Raw genomic sequence first — 16,532 nt, forward strand, 5'->3', positions numbered from 1 at the left:
CAGCGCCATTTCTCCAGGTAACGCTAAGGTAACGCTTCAGTAACGCATGGCAGGGGCGGCAAGCCCCCGGTGGATACACGCTCCCACGGCACTTCATGGCCGCTGAGGTAGTGTTCGGTCATCTCCACGTGCTCATGTCCCGCAAGGCGCTGAACCTGCTCTTTGGTCCATCCCGCGTCGCGGTAGAGTGCAATCCCCAGGGATCGAATCTCGTGGAAGCTCGGTGGGTGATCTATTCCCGAAAATCGGCCGCTGGCCTCGCGTGCGCGCTCGAATGCGCGTGTGAGCTGCTCGGGGAGCACTTGGGTGTGATGAGATCGATGCTTGGCCCGTAAGGAACGCGGGCGCGCCTTTTCCGGCAGCCGGTGAATGATGAACGGCGAGGCGATGTTGTCACGGCAGCGACCGAGGACTACGCGCAGATCCGAGCTCACCTCGATCTCAAGCCGTTTACCGGTTTTCCGCTGCTCGATCCGTAACGTGGTGCCCAGGTCGGCGTCCCACGTCAGAGCGCAAATATCCTCGCGCCGCTGCAGTGTGACCAGAGCCAGGTCAATGGCGTTCTGAAGCCAAGACGGAGCCGCTGCGCGGATCAACATCAGATCCGGCCGAGTCAGCCGGGCGCGCTTCCGCTTGGCAACGGGCCGTCGTGTCGCAGCTGCGGGGTTATCGGCCCTCAACCCCTCTTCAATGGCGGTAGCGAATAGCTCGACCAGCTGCTGGCGATACATCTGCCTGGCGCGGTCACCGTCTGATGCGACCTTAAGGAACTGAGCAACGTCAAACGGTGTGACGGCGGAGACGTCCCAATCACCAATCTTTCGCTCGATGGCGGTGAGATAGTCGGAATACGTCGCCCGAGTCTTGTCAGCCAATTTCCGACTGGAAAGCACTTCACGGCGGTGGATCTCGATCAGTGACCGCATCGAGCTTGTTTCGCCCTGGGCGATCTTGTCGAAAATGCTTGACTTAGCTGAAAACTTCAGATTCAACGCGCGGGCAGTGCTATTTGCCTCCTCGCGGCCGCAAGCCTTGCCGAAGTAGTAGTACTTCCCCGTGATCGGATGACGCCAGCGATAGCCCTTCGTCGGGTGCGTATGAAGACCCCGTTCAAGACCGCGATTTGAAGGTCTACGAGGTGCGGGCGACATCTCGCATCACCTTTTCCAGGATGGGGTCACCGTCCGCCTCGAAAGCGACCACGTCGACGTAGTAACGCTTACCCAAGCGGCGGTTCGGGATCTCCCCTTTGTCGGCAAGCCTACGAAGCGTCGATAGAGACGGATGTTTCCCGTCACCAAAGAAGCGCCGTTTGAAGTCTTCAAGGGTGAGGTACATGGCTACCTAGACCACAGCCTTTGCAGGTGTGTCTGTCGAACGCGGGTCATCGGCCTTCGGCTTTTCCATCACAAGAGGAGTGTGCCTGCCAGCCTCGAAAGCCATGTAGAACAGCTTAACTATGCGAATAGGGATTTCGGACTCTTCGAACGGATACTGACGACGACAGAGCTCCATAAGGTCAGAAAGATCAGACATCGCTTGGCTTGTGAGGGCAAGACCCTCATCAAGCATGGCGTCTTCGTCGCTGAAACGCGGAATTGCGGTTACCTCGTACTGGAACATTTCAATTCTCCTTTCTGCTGGCAGTTCTGCTGCGGCGAGACTTGAGTGACCCGCTTTCTGGACGTGGGCCGGGTTTACGCTCAGAGCCAAGGCAGGCCTGTAGCGATGCGTAAGTGATGAACAAGCCGGTAGGGTGGTCGGCGTCATCGAGAAGCTCATATCCTTCGAGCTTTCCCGCGTCCAAGAGCTGGTGAACGCGCTGGCGAGAAACCCCGAGTTCCTTTGCTGCGCTATGGACGGAATACCCCACCGAATAGCCGTTCCGAGAGAGGCCGACCGGTTTGCCGGTGTCGCGATCGGTGATGACTCGCTGAGCTGAGGTCACGTCGACCTCCTTCCAGGAGGTGCTGAACATGCCGAACTCGAGCAGCTGAGAAAGTCGGAACTTGTGGACCTTGCGGCGATTGGCACTTGACATGCGTCTAGTATTTCATCGCGATTGACGTTCGTCAAGAGTGCGGGGAAAACAGCAGAATTGGCCCCTTGAGACCTTGGGGGCAGTCTCATTTTTGAGACTAACTTTACCGTCGGAGAGTGAGGGCAAGAGACCATCGGCGGAGGAGGAGAGGCCATTAGCCGAACTTCTTCCGGTACCAATCCGGCGCCACGAGAGGCTGCAACTCGATGACCTTGACTGGCGGGGAGAGGCGAACGACTGAACGCTGAACTGAAATATCGACGCCAGTCTTATCGAGGATTTCACGTCGATGCCGATAATAGGTCCGTCGAGCCAGCTGCAATGGCTCGCCCTCTTTCCACCGAGATAGGGTTCCAGCGGCGGCGCTGGTCAATTCTTTGGTTTCGCTCACTTGATACTCCGGGAGCTTGCGAATCTGTGATCGAGCTCGATACACACGATTCAGTTCCAGTTCGGTGATCTGCCCGAGATAACAAAGGCCGTTCTGGGTGAGGAATCGGGACTTGAGCGTGATTTCTTCACGCAGCATTCCAACGTCTTTGCACCACTGAATGACTTCCGGGTCGACGTGCTGGCCGTGTTTCCTTTTCTTGTGCTTTTCGAGCTCGAAAGCTTTGAGATAGACCTTCTGGCTGGCGTACTTGGAGCCATAGCCAAAGGTGACAGTGGCGTGCTCAGGAAGCACAGAGCCAAGCTGGCGGCCGGCGTGATGACGAGCGAGCTGAAACAGGACCGCCTGGGCGTTGTAGTCGGAGCCTGACCAGTAGTTCACGGTAAGGTCGATACGGCTGACGCGTGCACCGGTCCAGATCCAACCCCTGTCAGCGAAACGGAGACAGTCGCCAGCGGTGAACGGCGGGAGGAAGTGCTGAGCCATCAACCGATTGATGCGGTCAATGGTTTCGTCGGGTTCTACCCCGTAACCACGGACGGTTTGGAAAGAGCTGAAAACTTCTGATCCTGCTTGGCGACTCTACGCCGCATTCTCGGGTTGTGGAATCGCTCGATGTAGTCGAACACATCCGCCTTGGCGACATCGAGCGTCGGATACTTCACACGGTGCGTGCGCTCCCGCTTGAGCATGCCGAAGAAGCCCTCGCAGGCAGCGTTGTCTCCGCAATGGCCAACGGCACTCATTGAGCACAGCAGCGTGTTCCTGGTCAGATAGCGTTGATAGTCACTGCTGCGGAATTGGCTGCCGCGATCCGAATGTAGGATCACTGACCATCCGCCCTGACGTTGCCAGATCGCCATTTCGACGGCCCGGATCACCATCTGACGGTCCTGCCGGTGATGCATCGACCACCCGATCACGAGCTTGCTGAACAGGTCGAGGACGACGCATAGATACAGCTTGCCCTCGTCGGTTTTGATCTCGGTGATGTCGGTCACCCACTTGGTCTCGGGCTCCAAAGCATTGAAATCCCGCTCCAGCAGATTGCGCACGCCAGGTGGCGGCAGCCCCGGCTGACCGCGCGGGCCGCGCCGTTTCCTGCGCGGCCAGCCCTGCACGCCGTGCAGCGCCATCAGGCGAGCCACGCGATTGACGCTGGCAGTCTCACCTTCTTCGGCAAGATCCTCCTGCATGCGAGGCGCACCCAGAACGCCACGGCTGTCTTCGTGAAGCTCACGGATGCGTGCAAGCAGTCGATCGTTGTCGACCTGACGTGCGCTGGGCTGGCGCGTACTCCAGCCGTAATAACCGCTCGGCGACACCCGCAGGCAGCGGCACATCAGGCGAACAGGGAAATCATCGCGGCAACGCTCGATCGCCTGATATCTCAGGACGACCCCTTGGCAAAGAACGTCGCCGCTTCGCGTAAAAAATCCCGCTCCTTCTTCACCCGGGCAAGCTCGCGTTTGAGCCGCGCCAGCTCCTCATCGCGGGCGGTGCCCGTGCCACCAAAGGCGACTTGCCCTTGGCTCTCAATCTCGCGCTTCCAGCGGGTTAGCAGGCTGTCCCGGATGCCCAACTCCCGGGCGACCTGCGCGCAACTCACACCCGGCTGGCGGCACTGCTCAACAGCCCCGCGCTTGAACTCCGGGCTGAACTTCCTTCGCTTCGACATGAACACTCCTTTTGGCCATTGTCGGCCTTCTCGAAAGTGTCCGTGCTATCGGGGTAGAACCCGTCCCAGCGATAGCCGAAAACGTTATCCGGTCGCTGCCAACGAGCGATATTGCCGTGGAACATGACGGTAGCACCGTCACTGAGTATGAACATTCGAGAGTCGAATGAACCTTCACACTCGGCGTTGACAAGGCTCTGCCACTGAAGCTGACCATCGCGGTCGACACGGCTTGTAACACCGTCGGAAACGATAGGCAGACCCCCCCGTTCATGGAATTGACGGATGGTCAGATAGTCGATGAACAGGGGACGCTCGGTTTCAAGCTCGAGGACCTGGCCAAAGTGGTCTTGTCGCCATCGAACGTTGTCAAGATCGACGATCTCGGCGGTCATGGGCAAACCCCGGGGTGGGTGCCATCTGTGCCATTTTTGGCACTAACTTTACGTGCAACTGGCACGTAAAGGTCCTGCGCCTCCGCCGCGGGGGCGCGCGGCTGCGCCGCCTGCGCACCCCTCGACGCCGGCGTATAGAGGCAGTCCGATAGGGGGCACGCGTTACCCACAGCTGCTGCTGGCTCCCTGGAGGGCCCCAGCATCTGTGGATAACGCTTAGTGCGGGGTGGCGTAGTGCGCGCAATGCGCGTAACGAAACCCGCTGATAAGTCCCTGAGTTTATTGGGACGGAATACCGCAGTTGACGACATGGCCAAACCTCCGAAAAGGCTTAGCGCTCTGAGAGATAGCGACGACCGGCTAACTAGCTGGGGGGCAGGGGGTCGTAGGTTCGAATCCTATCGCCCCGACCATTTTCAACCGTTTTCGAAACAAAAAAGAAAGGCCGCGCACTCCCGTGCGCGGCCTTTTCCGTCGTGGCGGAACGCTAGAACAGGTACTGCACCACCGCCTGCGCAAAGTCGCGGTCGCGATAGAGGTTTTCGCTGCCAGCGCCGGTGAACCACTGGTAGCCCAAGGTCATGGAGAGCGCCGACTTGTAGCGCGTCTCGACACTGAGCGTCACGCTTTTGCGGTCCTCAACGAAGATTTCGGCGGGACCGGGTGAGGTGCCCTGGACGTCGTGTGACCAGATGAAGAAGGGCTCGAAGCTGATACCGGGGAACACCGATTCGTAACGGACGATGGCGATCACCCGATAGCCCCAGGAGAACTTGTCGACATAGGCATCGAGCGGCGCCTGGGTCGGGTTGAAGCGGAGGCCGTCAGCACCGGTGATGCAGGTGGGATTGTTGGCACCGCAGGCCTGCTGGGAGCCATTGGCGCCGCTGCCGTCGGCACCGGCGCTGGCATGGGTGTAAATGCCGGGCCCCTCGATCTGCAGTTCATCCAGGCCAGGCAGGCTGGGAATGTGGACGAAGCCGAATTCGCTCACCAACTGGACCTGGTCGGCACCGAACGGGTTCTCGGTAGCGCCGTAGACCCGGGTGGTCCCGAGGTTGTACTGGAAGACATCGAACTCCTCCCAGCCCTGGATGTAGCTGTTGGCCGGGAATTCGCCCTGTGCGTAGCCACGGTAAGGCCCGATGAAGCTGGGGAAGGAGCGGGCGGAACCTGGCACGTGACCGAGGAACAGGTTCAACGTGTCGTTGTAGCCCAGGCCATCGTTGCCGTTTTCGACCGCATCGCTGCTGCCGAAGTTGGCACCGCCACCGGCACCCCCATGACTGCCATCGGGATTGAAGCCGACACCCGCGCTGGTCCCGGCGCAGCCCACCGCCGGGTCATGGCAGCGGGTCAGCGTCGGATTGGCGCCGGTAAACGCCAGATCCATGATCGCCACCTGCAGTGGCTGGTTGGGCCGGTAGGCAAGCTCGCCCTGCAAGGCCAGTTCACCGAAGGTGGTGTTGAAGGAGAAGCCGAAGGTGTCGATGTCCTCGGGGTACTCGAAAATAATGGCGCCACTGTCCAGCGGGACGGCATCGTCGAACTGCGACTTGTTTTCGGGCGTCGGCGCAATATCGGTGGTCAGGCTGCCCAGCAGGTTCAGCAGCGCATTCAATCCCCCCGGCAGGTTCTGGATGCCGAGGTCGCCCAGGTTGGCTGGGTTCAGTACCAGCGGCAGCGCATCCTGCAGGAACTGGGTGCGCGCGCCGGCCACCGTCAGGCCCGGAACGTTCTGACAGGTATTGATGAAGCTCAGCGTCGAGTTGGCGTTCTGCTGCAGAGGATTGCCCTCGGCGCGGGCACACGATGCATCGGTCGACTGGAAGCTGATGAACGGCAGGCGTGAATGCAGGCGCGAATAGTAGAAGCCGAATTCAGTGCCGTAGTTGAGGTCTTCCGCAAAGTACTTGAACGACACGCCGAACTGGCCACCGTTGCTGGCTTCGCGGTCGGGCAGGCGCCCCACCGAGGCCGAGGTCGGCGTGATTAGCGCCAGCGGGTTATCGAGGAAGTAGCCGACGCTGGCCGGATCATCCGCCGAGCCGCCGAAGCTGAGGTTGACGAAGTTGTTGATGTTGGGTGTGCCGAGGTCGACGAACGAGAAGTAGCTGCCCGGCGGCGGGATCTCGAAGGGTTCCCAGTCGTACTGGTAGAACACCTCGGCCGTTGCGTTGTAGAACGGTTCGAAGGAGAACAGTGCCAGGCCCACCGGCGTGAAGACTTCCTCAACGGCGAAGCCGATGCGGTACAGGTTGTTGGCGTTGACCGGGTTGATCGAGTTCAGCGAGTTCACCGCCAGCAGTGTCGACTCCCCCCAGTTCAGCGTCTGCCGACCGATCTTGAAGCGGATCGGGTAGTTCTCGAACAGGTTGATGTCGCCGTAGATGTTGAGGTCCAGCAGCTGGAACCCGGCGCCGACCTGTTCCAGCACGTCGTCGTTGCTGCGTTCCGCCGAAAAGTTGCCGCCGGGCCCGAAGACACGCTGGAAATAGCGGTTCGATTCGGGATTGCCGGTGGTGCCGACCTGGTCCCGATTTTCGGGGGTGATGCGGTTGGTATAGCGTTCGTCCAGGCGATAGTTGACGTCGTCATAGAAGGCCAGCCAGCGGGCGAAGATGCCAAAGCCGTCCCAGGTGACGTTGAAGTCCTGGGTGATCTTGCCGATGCCGGAAATCAGGTCATGCTTGTCGTAGTTGAGATTGCCGTCATCGATGCGCATGGTCAGTGCGCCCGGGTTGGCACCCGGCGTGAGTTGCTGTGACGGGTGCAGCTGGCCGGTAAACAACCCCTGGCACGACTGGAAACGGCCGCCGCAGACATCGGGATTCAGGTTGGCCTTGCCGATCAGGTCACTTGCCGGCGATTCCATGCGCCAGGCAGCACCCACCGTCACCATGGTGTTCAGCGTCGCCGGCAACGACTCGCCGAACAACGGGATGTCGAACGTGATGGCGTGGGCCGGTGCCCAGACGCCTGCCGCCAGCGCCAGGCCAGCCCCCCAACGGAACCCTTGACGTTTCATCTGTGCCACTCCCGAATAGTGCAGGCGCGATCACCTGTCTGATGTTGCGTTTCAGGCCGATGCCGCTCCCTGTGGCGACGGCCGCCTCCCCAGCAACCCGGGCCCGTGTTCCCGGGCCCGGAGTCCGGCGCGCCGTGGCGCCGATTCCCCCAGTGATTATGGCGCCTGAAGTCGGTGCTGTCCCGCGTGATGACGCGCGAACTGCTGCGCGACCCGGCCCGAGCGTGAGCCGCGCGACAACGCCCAGCGCAGTGCGCCCGTGCGGGTGTCATTGTCCATCGGGGGGGCGCCCATCTGCTGCAGATGCAGGCCGACCGCCTCCAGGTACTGGTCCTGCGAGAAGGGCTGGAACGATAGCCACAGGCCGAAGCGCTCGGACAGGCTGATCTTCTCCTCGGTGGACTCCCCGGGATGCAGCTCCCCATCCTCCCAGTGGAACTCGTCGTTGTCACTGCGCACGGTGGGCAGCAGGTACCGTCGGTTGCTGGTCGCGACAATCAGCATGTTTTCGGGCGGCGCCTCAAGACCGCCGTCGAGTGCGGTCTTGAGGGCGGTCAGACGATGGTCCTGGGCGGAAACGCTGAAGTCATCGACGTAGAGCACGAACCGTTCCTGCCGTTCGCGCAGCGGCGCGACGATATCGGGCAGGTCGGTGAGGTCGTGTGGCGATACTTCCACCAGCCGCAGGCCGCTATCACCGTAGAGGTGCAGCGCCGCCTTCACCAGCGAGGACTTGCCGGTTCCGCGGGCGCCGGTCAGTAAGGTGTGATTGGCCGGATGCCGGTGCACGAACTGCTGAAGGTTGTCGAAAAACGCCTGCTTCTGACGGTCGATACCGATCAGACTTGCCGGGTCAACCTGGTGTAGCGGGGTGACCGGGGTCAGCGCCCCCCGCGCCCAGCGAAAGGCCAGACCCTGTCCGAGGTCGGTCATGCCGTGGCGTCCAGTATCCAGGTCGCCACGCCGGCGGGGTCATCCCACATCGGGACGTGACCCCAGCCAGCCGGGTGCGACCACTTGACGCTGGCGGGGACCCGATCGCGGCGCTGGGCGCCGCGGGTCAGCAGCCAGTCGCGGCGGCCGAAGGCAATGCTGCAAGGCACATTCAGTCGTTCCGGATGCGCCAGCGGGCCGATCGCCTCCAGCGTCGGAATGACGCCTGGCGCGGTCGCCAGATGGTGGGCCTGGGCGCGGGCGACGTCTGCCGGGATGCGGTCGCCGCGGACGCTCATTGGTACCGCCAACATGAGCCGACGCGCCAGCCCGAAGCGCAGCAGGTAATCCGCAAGACTGCTGCCCTTGCGCAGGGCGAACCGCAGGGTCCGCAGAACAGGCCGGGTATGCCAGGGGCTGTCGACCGGCCACAGGCCGGCGGGTGAAATCGCCGCGACGCTGCGCGCCCCCCCTTGAAGTGCCAGGGCCAGTGCGATGCCGCCCCCCATCGAGTTGCCGGCGACGTCAACCGGTCCGGCGATGCCGCGTCGGTCCAGTTCATGCTGCAGGGCGGTTGCCAGCGCCTCGAGCGTCGGCGTTTGATCCGGGAGCATCGGTGTGGTGCCGAACCCGGGGACATCCAGCGCCAGGACCCGACGATGTCGGGCCAGTGCCTCCATGACCGGCGCCCACGCCGCGTGGGTCATGCCAAGGCCGTGTAACAGGACCAGCGGACGGCCGGCGCCGCGTTCAATGCCGCCCCAGTCCGGTGCCTGCGCTGTCATGATCAGGCGAGCTTCTTGTGGCGGTTACGGCGATTGACGCCCGGTTCGGCACCGGTCCGCCGACGGAAGTCGTCCTCATACTCGCGATAGTTGCCCTCCAGAAACACGATCTCGCCGGAATCCTCGAACGCCAGAATGTGGGTTGCGATGCGGTCGAGGAACCAGCGATCGTGGGAGATCACCAGGGCGTTGCCGGGGAAGTCCAGCAGCGCCTCTTCCAGCGCGCGCAAGGTCTCAACGTCGAGATCGTTGGTGGGTTCGTCGAGCAGCAGCAGGTTGCCGCCGGCCAGCAGCAGCTTGGCCAGATGCACCCGGTTGCGCTCCCCGCCCGACAGATCCTTCAGCCGCTTCTGCTGGCTTTCGCCCTTGAAGTTGAAACGGCCGATGTAGGCGCGTGAGGGCATCTCGAAGCTGCCGGCGCGGAGGATGTCCTGACCGTTGGCAATTTCCTGGAACACGGTCTTGTCGCCATCCAGCGCGTCGCGGTTCTGGTCGACGTAGGCGATCTTCACGGTTTCGCCGACGCGGATGCTGCCCTCGTCCGGCGTCTCCTGCCCGGTGAGCATGCGGAACAGTGTGGTCTTGCCGCGGCCGTTGGCACCGATGATGCCGACGATGGCGCCGCGGGGGATGCGGAAATTCAGGCCCTGGTAGAGCCACCGGCCGTCGTACTGCTTGCCGACATTGTCGACCTCCAGCACCACATCACCGAGACGCGGGCCGGGCGGGATATAGAGTTCCTTGGTCTCGCTGCGCTTCTGATACTCCTGCGAGGCCAGTTCTTCGTAGGCCTTGATACGCGCCTTCGACTTGGTCTGCCGGCCCTTGGGGTTCTGGCGCACCCACTCCAGCTCCTCCTTCATGGCCTTGGCGCGGGCGTCGTCCTGCTTCTGTTCGACTTCATGGCGCTTGTCCTTCTGCTCCAGCCAGGACGAGTAGTTGCCCTGCCAGGGAATGCCGTGGCCACGGTCCAGCTCGAGAATCCAGCCGGCGACGTTGTCGAGGAAGTAGCGATCGTGGGTGACCGCAATGATGGTGCCGGGGAAATCCTTGAGGAATTTTTCCAGCCAGGCGACCGACTCGGCATCGAGGTGGTTGGTCGGTTCGTCGAGCAGAATCATGTCCGGCTTGGACAGCAGCAGCCGGCACAGAGCGACGCGACGACGCTCGCCACCGGAGAGGCGGCTGACATCGGCGTCCCAGGCCGGCAGGTTGAGGGCCTCGGCAGCCTTGTCGAGGATCATGTCGACATTGTGGCCATCGAGTGTTTCGAGCTCGGATTCCAGCTTTTGTTGCTTTTCGCTCAGCTTCTCGAAGTCGGCATCTTCCTCGGCGTAGGCGGCGTACACCTTGTCCAGTTCGGCCTTGATGCGGAAGATGTCGGTGAGTGCTTCTTCAACATTGCCCCGCACGTCCTTCGATGGGTCGAGCCGGGGCTCCTGCGGCAGGTAGCCCATGCGAATGCCGGGCTGCGGCCGCGCTTCACCGTGAAATTCCTTGTCGATGCCGGCCATGATTTTCAGCAGGGTCGACTTGCCGGCACCGTTGTACCCGAGCACGCCGATCTTGGCCCCCGGGAAGAACGACAGCGAGATGTCACGGAGGATCTCTTTCTTCGGCGGAACGGTCTTGCCGACCCGGTTCATGGTGTAAACGTACTGGCTCATGGTCACCGCAAATGCGTTGGGGAATCGGGCGCGCATTATCCGGGCCTGCCGCCGGCTTGGGAACCTCTGCGGCTCGACAGCGCCCGTAGTCAGGCGTTCGGCGGCGGGCAGGTGGGCGGTTTTACCTGCCGCATGCGCTGGCTGGCGACCGCTGCGGACGGCCTGGGCAACTGATTTGATGTCAAACGAATAATCCTATATGCTTTGACATCAAATGAATTCCGTTGTCACGCCAAACGACGAGCTGACCCGTCTCGCCAGCGCCCTGCGTCGCATCGCACAGGGGCTCGACAGTCACTCCAAGCTGCTCGAAGTCCGCGCCGGCCTCACGGCGTCGCAGTTGCTCTGCCTGCAGGTCCTCGCCGTGCAGGGCAGTCTGCCGGCGAGCCGGCTGGCGGCCGCCGTGAGCCTGACACCCGGCACCATCAGCCTGGTCCTGGACCGCCTCGAAGCCAAGGGTCTTGTGCAGCGGGTGCGTTCCCCGCGCGACCGGCGGCAGTTCGATCTGGTGTTGACCGATGCCGGACGGCAGCGGATGCAGGAGGCGCCCGGGGTGCTGCCGGCGATCTTCGTCGAACGCTTCGCGACGCTTCCTTCGAGCCGGCAGCAGCGGTTGGTGCAGACCCTAGATGATTTGACGGCGCTGATGCAGCCGTTGAAGGAGCCCACGCGCAGCGCCTGACGGCCTGTGCATCTCGACACAAGGAGAACCCGCATGTGCGGATTCGCCGGTGAGCGCCGATTTGACGGCCGCGCCGCCTCAGTAGAATCAGTCGCCGCGATGAGCGCGGCCGTGGCCCGTCGCGGGCCGGACGCCGAGGGCGTCTATGCCCAGGGCCCGTTGGCGGTCGGACATCGCCGCCTCAAGATCATGGATCTCAGCGAGCGCGCCCAGCAGCCGATGATCGACCCGCTGTTGGGCCTGGGCGTGGTCTTCAACGGCGCCCTGTACAACCATCCCGAGCTTCGCGCTGAACTGCGGGCGGACGGCTATCACTTCCACTCGGAAGGCGATACCGAAGTCATCCTCAAGGCCTGGCATCGCTGGGGCGAGGACTGCGTGCAGCACTTCCAGGGCATGTTTGCGTTCGCGCTCTGGGAGCGTGATAGCGGGCGGCTGGTGCTGGCCCGCGACCGCCTCGGGATCAAGCCGCTTTACTACAGTCGCGATGGCCGGCGTCTTCGGTTCGCCTCGACACTGCCGGCGCTGCTCGCCGGCGGCGATATCAGCAGCGAGATCGATCCGGTGGCGCTGCATCATTACCTCCACTTCCACGCAGTGGTACCGGCCCCGCACACCCTGTTGGCCGGCGTGCGCAAGCTGGCGCCCGGCACGCTGCAGGTGATCGAGCCGGACGGACAGGTCCGGGAGCGTTGTTATTGGTCCCTCTCGTTTGAGCGCAATGCAGACGACACCCGGCGCAGCTTCGACGACTGGCGCGATGAAGTACTGGCGGCCACGCGCCTGGCCGTCCATCGCCGGCTGGTCTCGGATCAGCCTGTGGGGGCGTTGCTCTCGGGGGGGGTCGATTCCAGTCTGATCGTCGGACTGATGGCCGAGAACGGGGCCAACCTGCGGACCTACTCCATCGGTTTCGAGGACGTCGGCAGCGAAAAGGGCAATGAGTTCGAATACTCCGATTGCGTCGCCCAGCACTTTGCGACCCAGCACCAGCAGATCCGTATCGACAGCCGCAATTTGCTCCGCCGTCTGCCGGAAGCCATCGCCGCCATGAGTGAACCCATGGTGTCGCATGACTGCGTAGCGTTCTACCTGCTGTCCGAGGCGGTGTCCGAGCACAGCAAGGTGGTGCAATCGGGGCAGGGCGCCGATGAGGTTTTTGGTGGCTATCACTGGTACCCGCCGTTGCTCGACAGCGCTGACGGGGCTGGCGACTATGCCCGCGGCTTCTGTGACCGCGATCAGGCCGAATATCGGCAGGTGGTGTCACCGGCACTGGCCTGTGCCGATGACGTCAGCCGCGACTTCATCGCCCGTCACTTCGGTGCGCCCGGTGCCACGCGTCCGGTGGATCAGGCGCTGCGGATGGATACCACGGTAATGCTGGTCGATGACCCGGTGAAGCGGGTCGACAACATGACGATGGCTTTCGGGCTCGAAGCCCGGGTGCCGTTTCTTGACCACGAACTGGTCGAGCTGGCAGCCCGCATTCCCGCCGAGCACAAGCTGGCCCCGCATCTGGGCGAAGCCGGCGGCAAGCACGTGCTCAAGGAAGCGGCGCGGGCAGTGATCCCCGCGAAGGTGATTGATCGCCCCAAAGGTTACTTTCCGGTACCGGCGCTGAAATATCTGCGAGGGGACTTTCTCGACTACACCCGGGATCTGCTCCGCAATGACGCGGCCCGTCGCCGCGGGTTGTTTCAGTCGCCCTATGTTGACACCCTGCTGGCCGACCCGGAGGCGCACATCACGCCGCTGCGCGGGTCCAAGCTCTGGCAGCTGGCCTTGCTCGAAGGGTGGCTGCAAACCCACGTCGATAGCCACTGAGACAGGGACGCGTCATGACCACCCCTTCACGTCGACATCATCGCGCCGACGCGCGTTTGGCCCGTCGTACTGGTGTCAGTCTCGACCACTGGGCGCAGCAGGCCGGTGATCCGGCGCTGCGGCCGGACAAGCGGGACGTCAGCATCGACTGCGGCTGGGGGCATCTGCTGTTGGCGCAGACCTACGACGATGCCGCCACCGTGGCGCGCCACCTGGATGCCGAGTCGACCGGGCGTCGCAACATCGCCATCTACGTGCGTGACCCCCATGTCATTCTGGCGCAGCAACCGCAGAAGCTGTTTCTGGACCCCAGCCATACGTTTCGTTTGTGGCTCAGCAGCTGGCAGCCACGACGCCCGCGGCGGACCAGCTTCACCCTGCGACGCTTGCGCACCAAGGCCGATGCCCAGGCGATCCACCGGATTTATCAGGCACGGGGCATGGTGCCCGCCGCCCCCGAATTCGTGTGGAAGAACCGGGCCGGACGACTGCTGACCTACTTTGTTGCCGAGGATGACCGCACTGGCCAGGTGGTGGGCACGGTGATGGGTGTCGATCATGTACAGGCCTTTGACGACCCCGAACAGGGCTCCAGCCTGTGGTGTCTCGCCGTCGATCCGACAGCGCACGCGCCGGGGGTGGGTCAGGCATTGGTCAACACCCTGGCCGCGCACTATCAGGCGCGGGGGCGTGCCTTCATGGACCTCTCGGTCATGCACGACAACGATCAGGCCATCGGGCTTTACGAGAAAATGGGCTTCCAGCGGGTGCCGGTGTTTGCGGTGAAGTGCAAGAACGCCATCAACGAATCGCTGTTCGTGCCCCACGCGCCTGCCGGCGAACTCAACCCTTACGCCCAGATCATTGCCGATGAGGCGCTGCGGCGGGGGATCCGGGTGGATGTACTGGATGCCGAGAACGGTTACCTGCGGATGACCCTCGGCGCGCGCTCACTGGTCTGCCGTGAGTCCCTGTCGGAGCTCACCAGTGCCGTCGCCATGAGCCGCTGCCAGGACAAGCGGGTCACCTCGCGTCTGCTGGCTGGCGCCGGTCTGCGGGTGCCCGGTCAGCGAGTGGCCGATGGCAGCGCCGACGATGTGACCTTCTTGCGAAAGCTCGGGGCGGTGGTGGTGAAGCCGGCAGACGGCGAGCAGGGGGCCGGCATCAGTGTGGATGTGCGGACCAGCCGCGAACTGCGCACCGCCATCAAGCAGGCGCACCGTGTCCACGAAACGGCCTTGATCGAAGAATACTGCCCCGGTGATGACTTGCGGATCGTGGTGATCGGCTTTGAAGTGGTGGCGGCGGCGTTGCGGAAGCCGCCGGAGGTGGTGGGTGACGGCCAGCTGCAGGTGGGCGAGCTGATCGAAAAGCTCTCGCGGCGTCGGCAGGCGGCGACCCAGGGCGAATCACGGATCCCGATCGACCGAGAGACCGAGCGCTGCATCAAGCGCGATGGCTACACCATGGATACGGTGCTGCCCGCTGGCACCGTTCTGCGAGTGCGCAAGACGGCCAACCTGCACACCGGTGGTACCCTTCACGATGTCACCGATCGACTTCATCCAACGCTTCGCGATGCGGCGGTTCGGGCAGCGCGAACCCTGGAAATCCCCGTCACCGGTCTCGATTTCCTGGTGACGGCGCCCGACGCGCCGGACTACGTGATCGTCGAGGCCAACGAACGTCCCGGGCTCGCCAACCACGAGCCACAACCGACGGCACAGCGGTTTGTCGACCTGCTGTTCCCGCTCACCAGCCCGCCGGAGGACCCCCGTGCGCAAGCTTGAAATTGACAACGATTACATTCGCCAGGTGCTACTTGAGCTACTGGCCATTCCCAGCCCGGTCGGCTTTACCGACGAGGTTGTGCACTACACCTGCGGCAAGCTGCGGGAGCTGGGGATTCCCTTCGAGCTGACCCGGCGAGGGGCCATCCGCGCCACCATCAAGGGTGAGACCGATCGGCCGGCCTGTGCGGTGGTGGCGCACCTCGACACCCTCGGTGCCAACGTGCGGGCGCTGAAGGACAACGGCCGCGTCAGTCTGCTCCCTATCGGCACCTGGTCCAGCCGGTTTGCCGAAGGCGGCCGGGTATCGCTGTTCACCGACACCAGTGTGCTGCGCGGGACGATCCTGCCCCTGAAGGCTTCCGGCCATGCCTTCAATGAAGGGGTCGACCACCAGCCCATCAGCTGGGACCACATCGAGCTGCGGATCGACGAGTTCTCAGAGACCCGGGAGGATCTGGTGCGTCTGGGTGTGAACATCGGCGATTTCATTGCGGTGGATCCGCAGCCGGAAATCACCGAATCGGGTTACGTATCGTCTCGCCATCTCGACGACAAGGCCGGCGTGGCTGCGCTGTTGGCCGCCTGCAAGGCAATCGTCGAGAGCGATCTGTCGCTGCCAGTGTATTTCCATCCGATGTTCACGGTGACCGAAGAGGTGGGGTTCGGGGCCTCGGCGATTCTCGACGAGCGGATCAGCGAGATGATCGGGATCGACATCGCCATCCCGGCGTCGGGGCAGAACTCGCGCGAACGCGGCGTCACGATTGCCATCGCCGACTCGTCGGGGCCGTTCGACTACCACCTGACCCGCAAGCTGCTGAATCTTTGCCACGACCATGGGGTTGACCATCAGCGCGACGTCTTCCCGTATTACTTTTCCGACTCGGCTGCGGCGCTGCGGGCCGGATTCGATATCCGTCACGCGCTGATCGGCTTCGGCGCCGATTCCTCGCATGGCTGGGAGCGGACCCACCTGTCGTCGCTGACGTCGGTGGCCGAGCTGTTGACCCTGTATGCGCAGAATGGCCCGGTGGTTGCGCGCGATACCAAGCCCATCGGGCCGCTCGAAGGTTTTCCGCACCAGGTCGAGCCGGCGCTGTTGGACCATGAGGTCACCTCACTGCCGCGGCCCAAGGAATTCCTCGAATAAGCGGGGCAGCTTCGCCTTTTGGCAGGACTCGGGTAAGCTTGCGGCCTGAATGAAGTGTCGCGCGAGAGACCGTCACCCGGTGACGGCACCGAAGGCGCAAACCGCCCGGGTGAGACGGCATCGAAGCATGTCTTCGATGCCATCGAACGACCCGCCAGGAGG

15 protein-coding genes are annotated in these 16,532 nt (G+C 63.0%); 5 read left to right on the forward strand and 10 right to left on the reverse strand.

Features of this window, described 5'->3' with window-relative positions; translation table 11 throughout:
* Window positions 1-23 precede the first annotated feature (23 nt).
* The 3 genes from JN531_RS09995 to JN531_RS10005 are packed head-to-tail and all read right to left on the reverse strand — an operon-like array spanning window position 24 to window position 1,770.
* Complete coding sequence (locus JN531_RS09995; RefSeq protein WP_228348727.1) at window positions 24-1,151, reverse strand: tyrosine-type recombinase/integrase; 1,128 nt, start codon at window positions 1,149-1,151, stop codon at window positions 24-26.
* The gene (locus JN531_RS10000) at window positions 1,132-1,338 is read right to left on the reverse strand and encodes a helix-turn-helix domain-containing protein (RefSeq protein WP_228348728.1); all 207 of its coding nucleotides are present in this window, start codon (window positions 1,336-1,338) and stop codon (window positions 1,132-1,134) included. Before JN531_RS10000 ends, JN531_RS09995 begins: the two co-directional genes overlap by 20 nt.
* Before the next feature lie 6 nt (window positions 1,339-1,344).
* Entirely contained in the window at window positions 1,345-1,770 is a 426-nt protein-coding gene (locus JN531_RS10005; RefSeq protein ID WP_228348729.1) for a hypothetical protein, read from the reverse strand.
* On the opposite strand from JN531_RS10005, the gene JN531_RS10010 reads away from it, so the two are divergent.
* On the forward strand, window positions 1,757-1,942 hold the full coding sequence (locus JN531_RS10010) for a hypothetical protein (protein ID WP_228348730.1): 186 nt from the start codon (window positions 1,757-1,759) through the stop codon (window positions 1,940-1,942). The genes JN531_RS10005 and JN531_RS10010 overlap by 14 nt on opposite strands.
* Before the next feature lie 253 nt (window positions 1,943-2,195).
* Here JN531_RS10010 and JN531_RS10015 read toward each other — a convergent pair whose 3' ends face one another.
* The 7 genes from JN531_RS10015 to ettA all read right to left on the reverse strand — a co-directional run bounded on the left by JN531_RS10015 (window position 2,196) and on the right by ettA (window position 10,918).
* Window positions 2,196-2,918 carry a phage/plasmid replication domain-containing protein gene (locus JN531_RS10015; RefSeq protein ID WP_228348731.1) on the reverse strand — a complete coding sequence of 241 codons (723 nt, stop codon included), beginning with the start codon at window positions 2,916-2,918 and terminating at the stop codon, window positions 2,196-2,198.
* 35 nt (window positions 2,919-2,953) lie between these two features.
* A protein-coding gene (locus JN531_RS10020; RefSeq protein ID WP_228348732.1) for an IS3 family transposase occupies window positions 2,954-4,110 on the reverse strand; the annotation gives its coding sequence in 2 pieces (ribosomal slippage) (window positions 2,954-3,870 and window positions 3,870-4,110; 1,158 coding nt in all).
* Window positions 4,038-4,505, reverse strand: coding sequence for a hypothetical protein (locus JN531_RS10025; protein WP_228348733.1), 468 nt, complete (start codon window positions 4,503-4,505; stop codon window positions 4,038-4,040). Before JN531_RS10025 ends, JN531_RS10020 begins: the two co-directional genes overlap by 73 nt.
* Window positions 4,506-4,992: 487 nt before the next feature.
* On the reverse strand, window positions 4,993-7,533 hold the full coding sequence (locus JN531_RS10030; protein ID WP_228348734.1) for a DUF1302 domain-containing protein: 2,541 nt from the start codon (window positions 7,531-7,533) through the stop codon (window positions 4,993-4,995).
* Window positions 7,534-7,689: 156 nt separating this feature from the next.
* Entirely contained in the window at window positions 7,690-8,466 is a 777-nt protein-coding gene (locus tag JN531_RS10035) for an ATP-binding protein (RefSeq protein WP_228348735.1), read from the reverse strand.
* The gene (locus tag JN531_RS10040) at window positions 8,463-9,251 is read right to left on the reverse strand and encodes an alpha/beta fold hydrolase (protein ID WP_228348736.1); all 789 of its coding nucleotides are present in this window, start codon (window positions 9,249-9,251) and stop codon (window positions 8,463-8,465) included. The genes JN531_RS10035 and JN531_RS10040 overlap by 4 nt, the downstream gene beginning before the upstream one ends.
* Window positions 9,252-9,253: 2 nt before the next feature.
* Window positions 9,254-10,918 (reverse strand): energy-dependent translational throttle protein EttA, encoded by a 1,665-nt coding sequence (ettA, locus tag JN531_RS10045; protein WP_228349986.1) that lies wholly within the window; start codon window positions 10,916-10,918, stop codon window positions 9,254-9,256.
* 214 nt (window positions 10,919-11,132) lie between these two features.
* Between ettA and JN531_RS10050 the strand changes: the two genes are divergently transcribed.
* From JN531_RS10050 to JN531_RS10065, 4 genes are read left to right on the forward strand one after another with little or no spacing between them, the layout of a single operon-like run.
* Window positions 11,133-11,600, forward strand: coding sequence for a MarR family winged helix-turn-helix transcriptional regulator (locus JN531_RS10050; RefSeq protein ID WP_228348737.1), 468 nt, complete (start codon window positions 11,133-11,135; stop codon window positions 11,598-11,600).
* A 33-nt stretch (window positions 11,601-11,633) separates the two neighbouring features.
* Window positions 11,634-13,427: an N-acetylglutaminylglutamine amidotransferase gene (locus tag JN531_RS10055; protein WP_228348738.1), complete on the forward strand. Its 1,794-nt coding sequence runs from the start codon at window positions 11,634-11,636 to the stop codon at window positions 13,425-13,427.
* 14 nt (window positions 13,428-13,441) lie between these two features.
* Window positions 13,442-15,217, forward strand: a complete 1,776-nt coding sequence (gene ngg, locus JN531_RS10060) for an N-acetylglutaminylglutamine synthetase (RefSeq protein WP_228348739.1) — start codon at window positions 13,442-13,444, stop codon at window positions 15,215-15,217.
* The gene (locus tag JN531_RS10065) at window positions 15,204-16,370 is read left to right on the forward strand and encodes an osmoprotectant NAGGN system M42 family peptidase (protein ID WP_228348740.1); all 1,167 of its coding nucleotides are present in this window, start codon (window positions 15,204-15,206) and stop codon (window positions 16,368-16,370) included. Before ngg ends, JN531_RS10065 begins: the two co-directional genes overlap by 14 nt.
* The last annotated feature ends 162 nt before the right edge of the window (window positions 16,371-16,532 follow it).

Origin of the sequence: Flagellatimonas centrodinii (genome assembly GCF_016918765.2) — a bacterium.
Taxonomy (GTDB): Bacteria; Pseudomonadota; Gammaproteobacteria; order Nevskiales; family Nevskiaceae; genus Polycyclovorans; species Polycyclovorans centrodinii.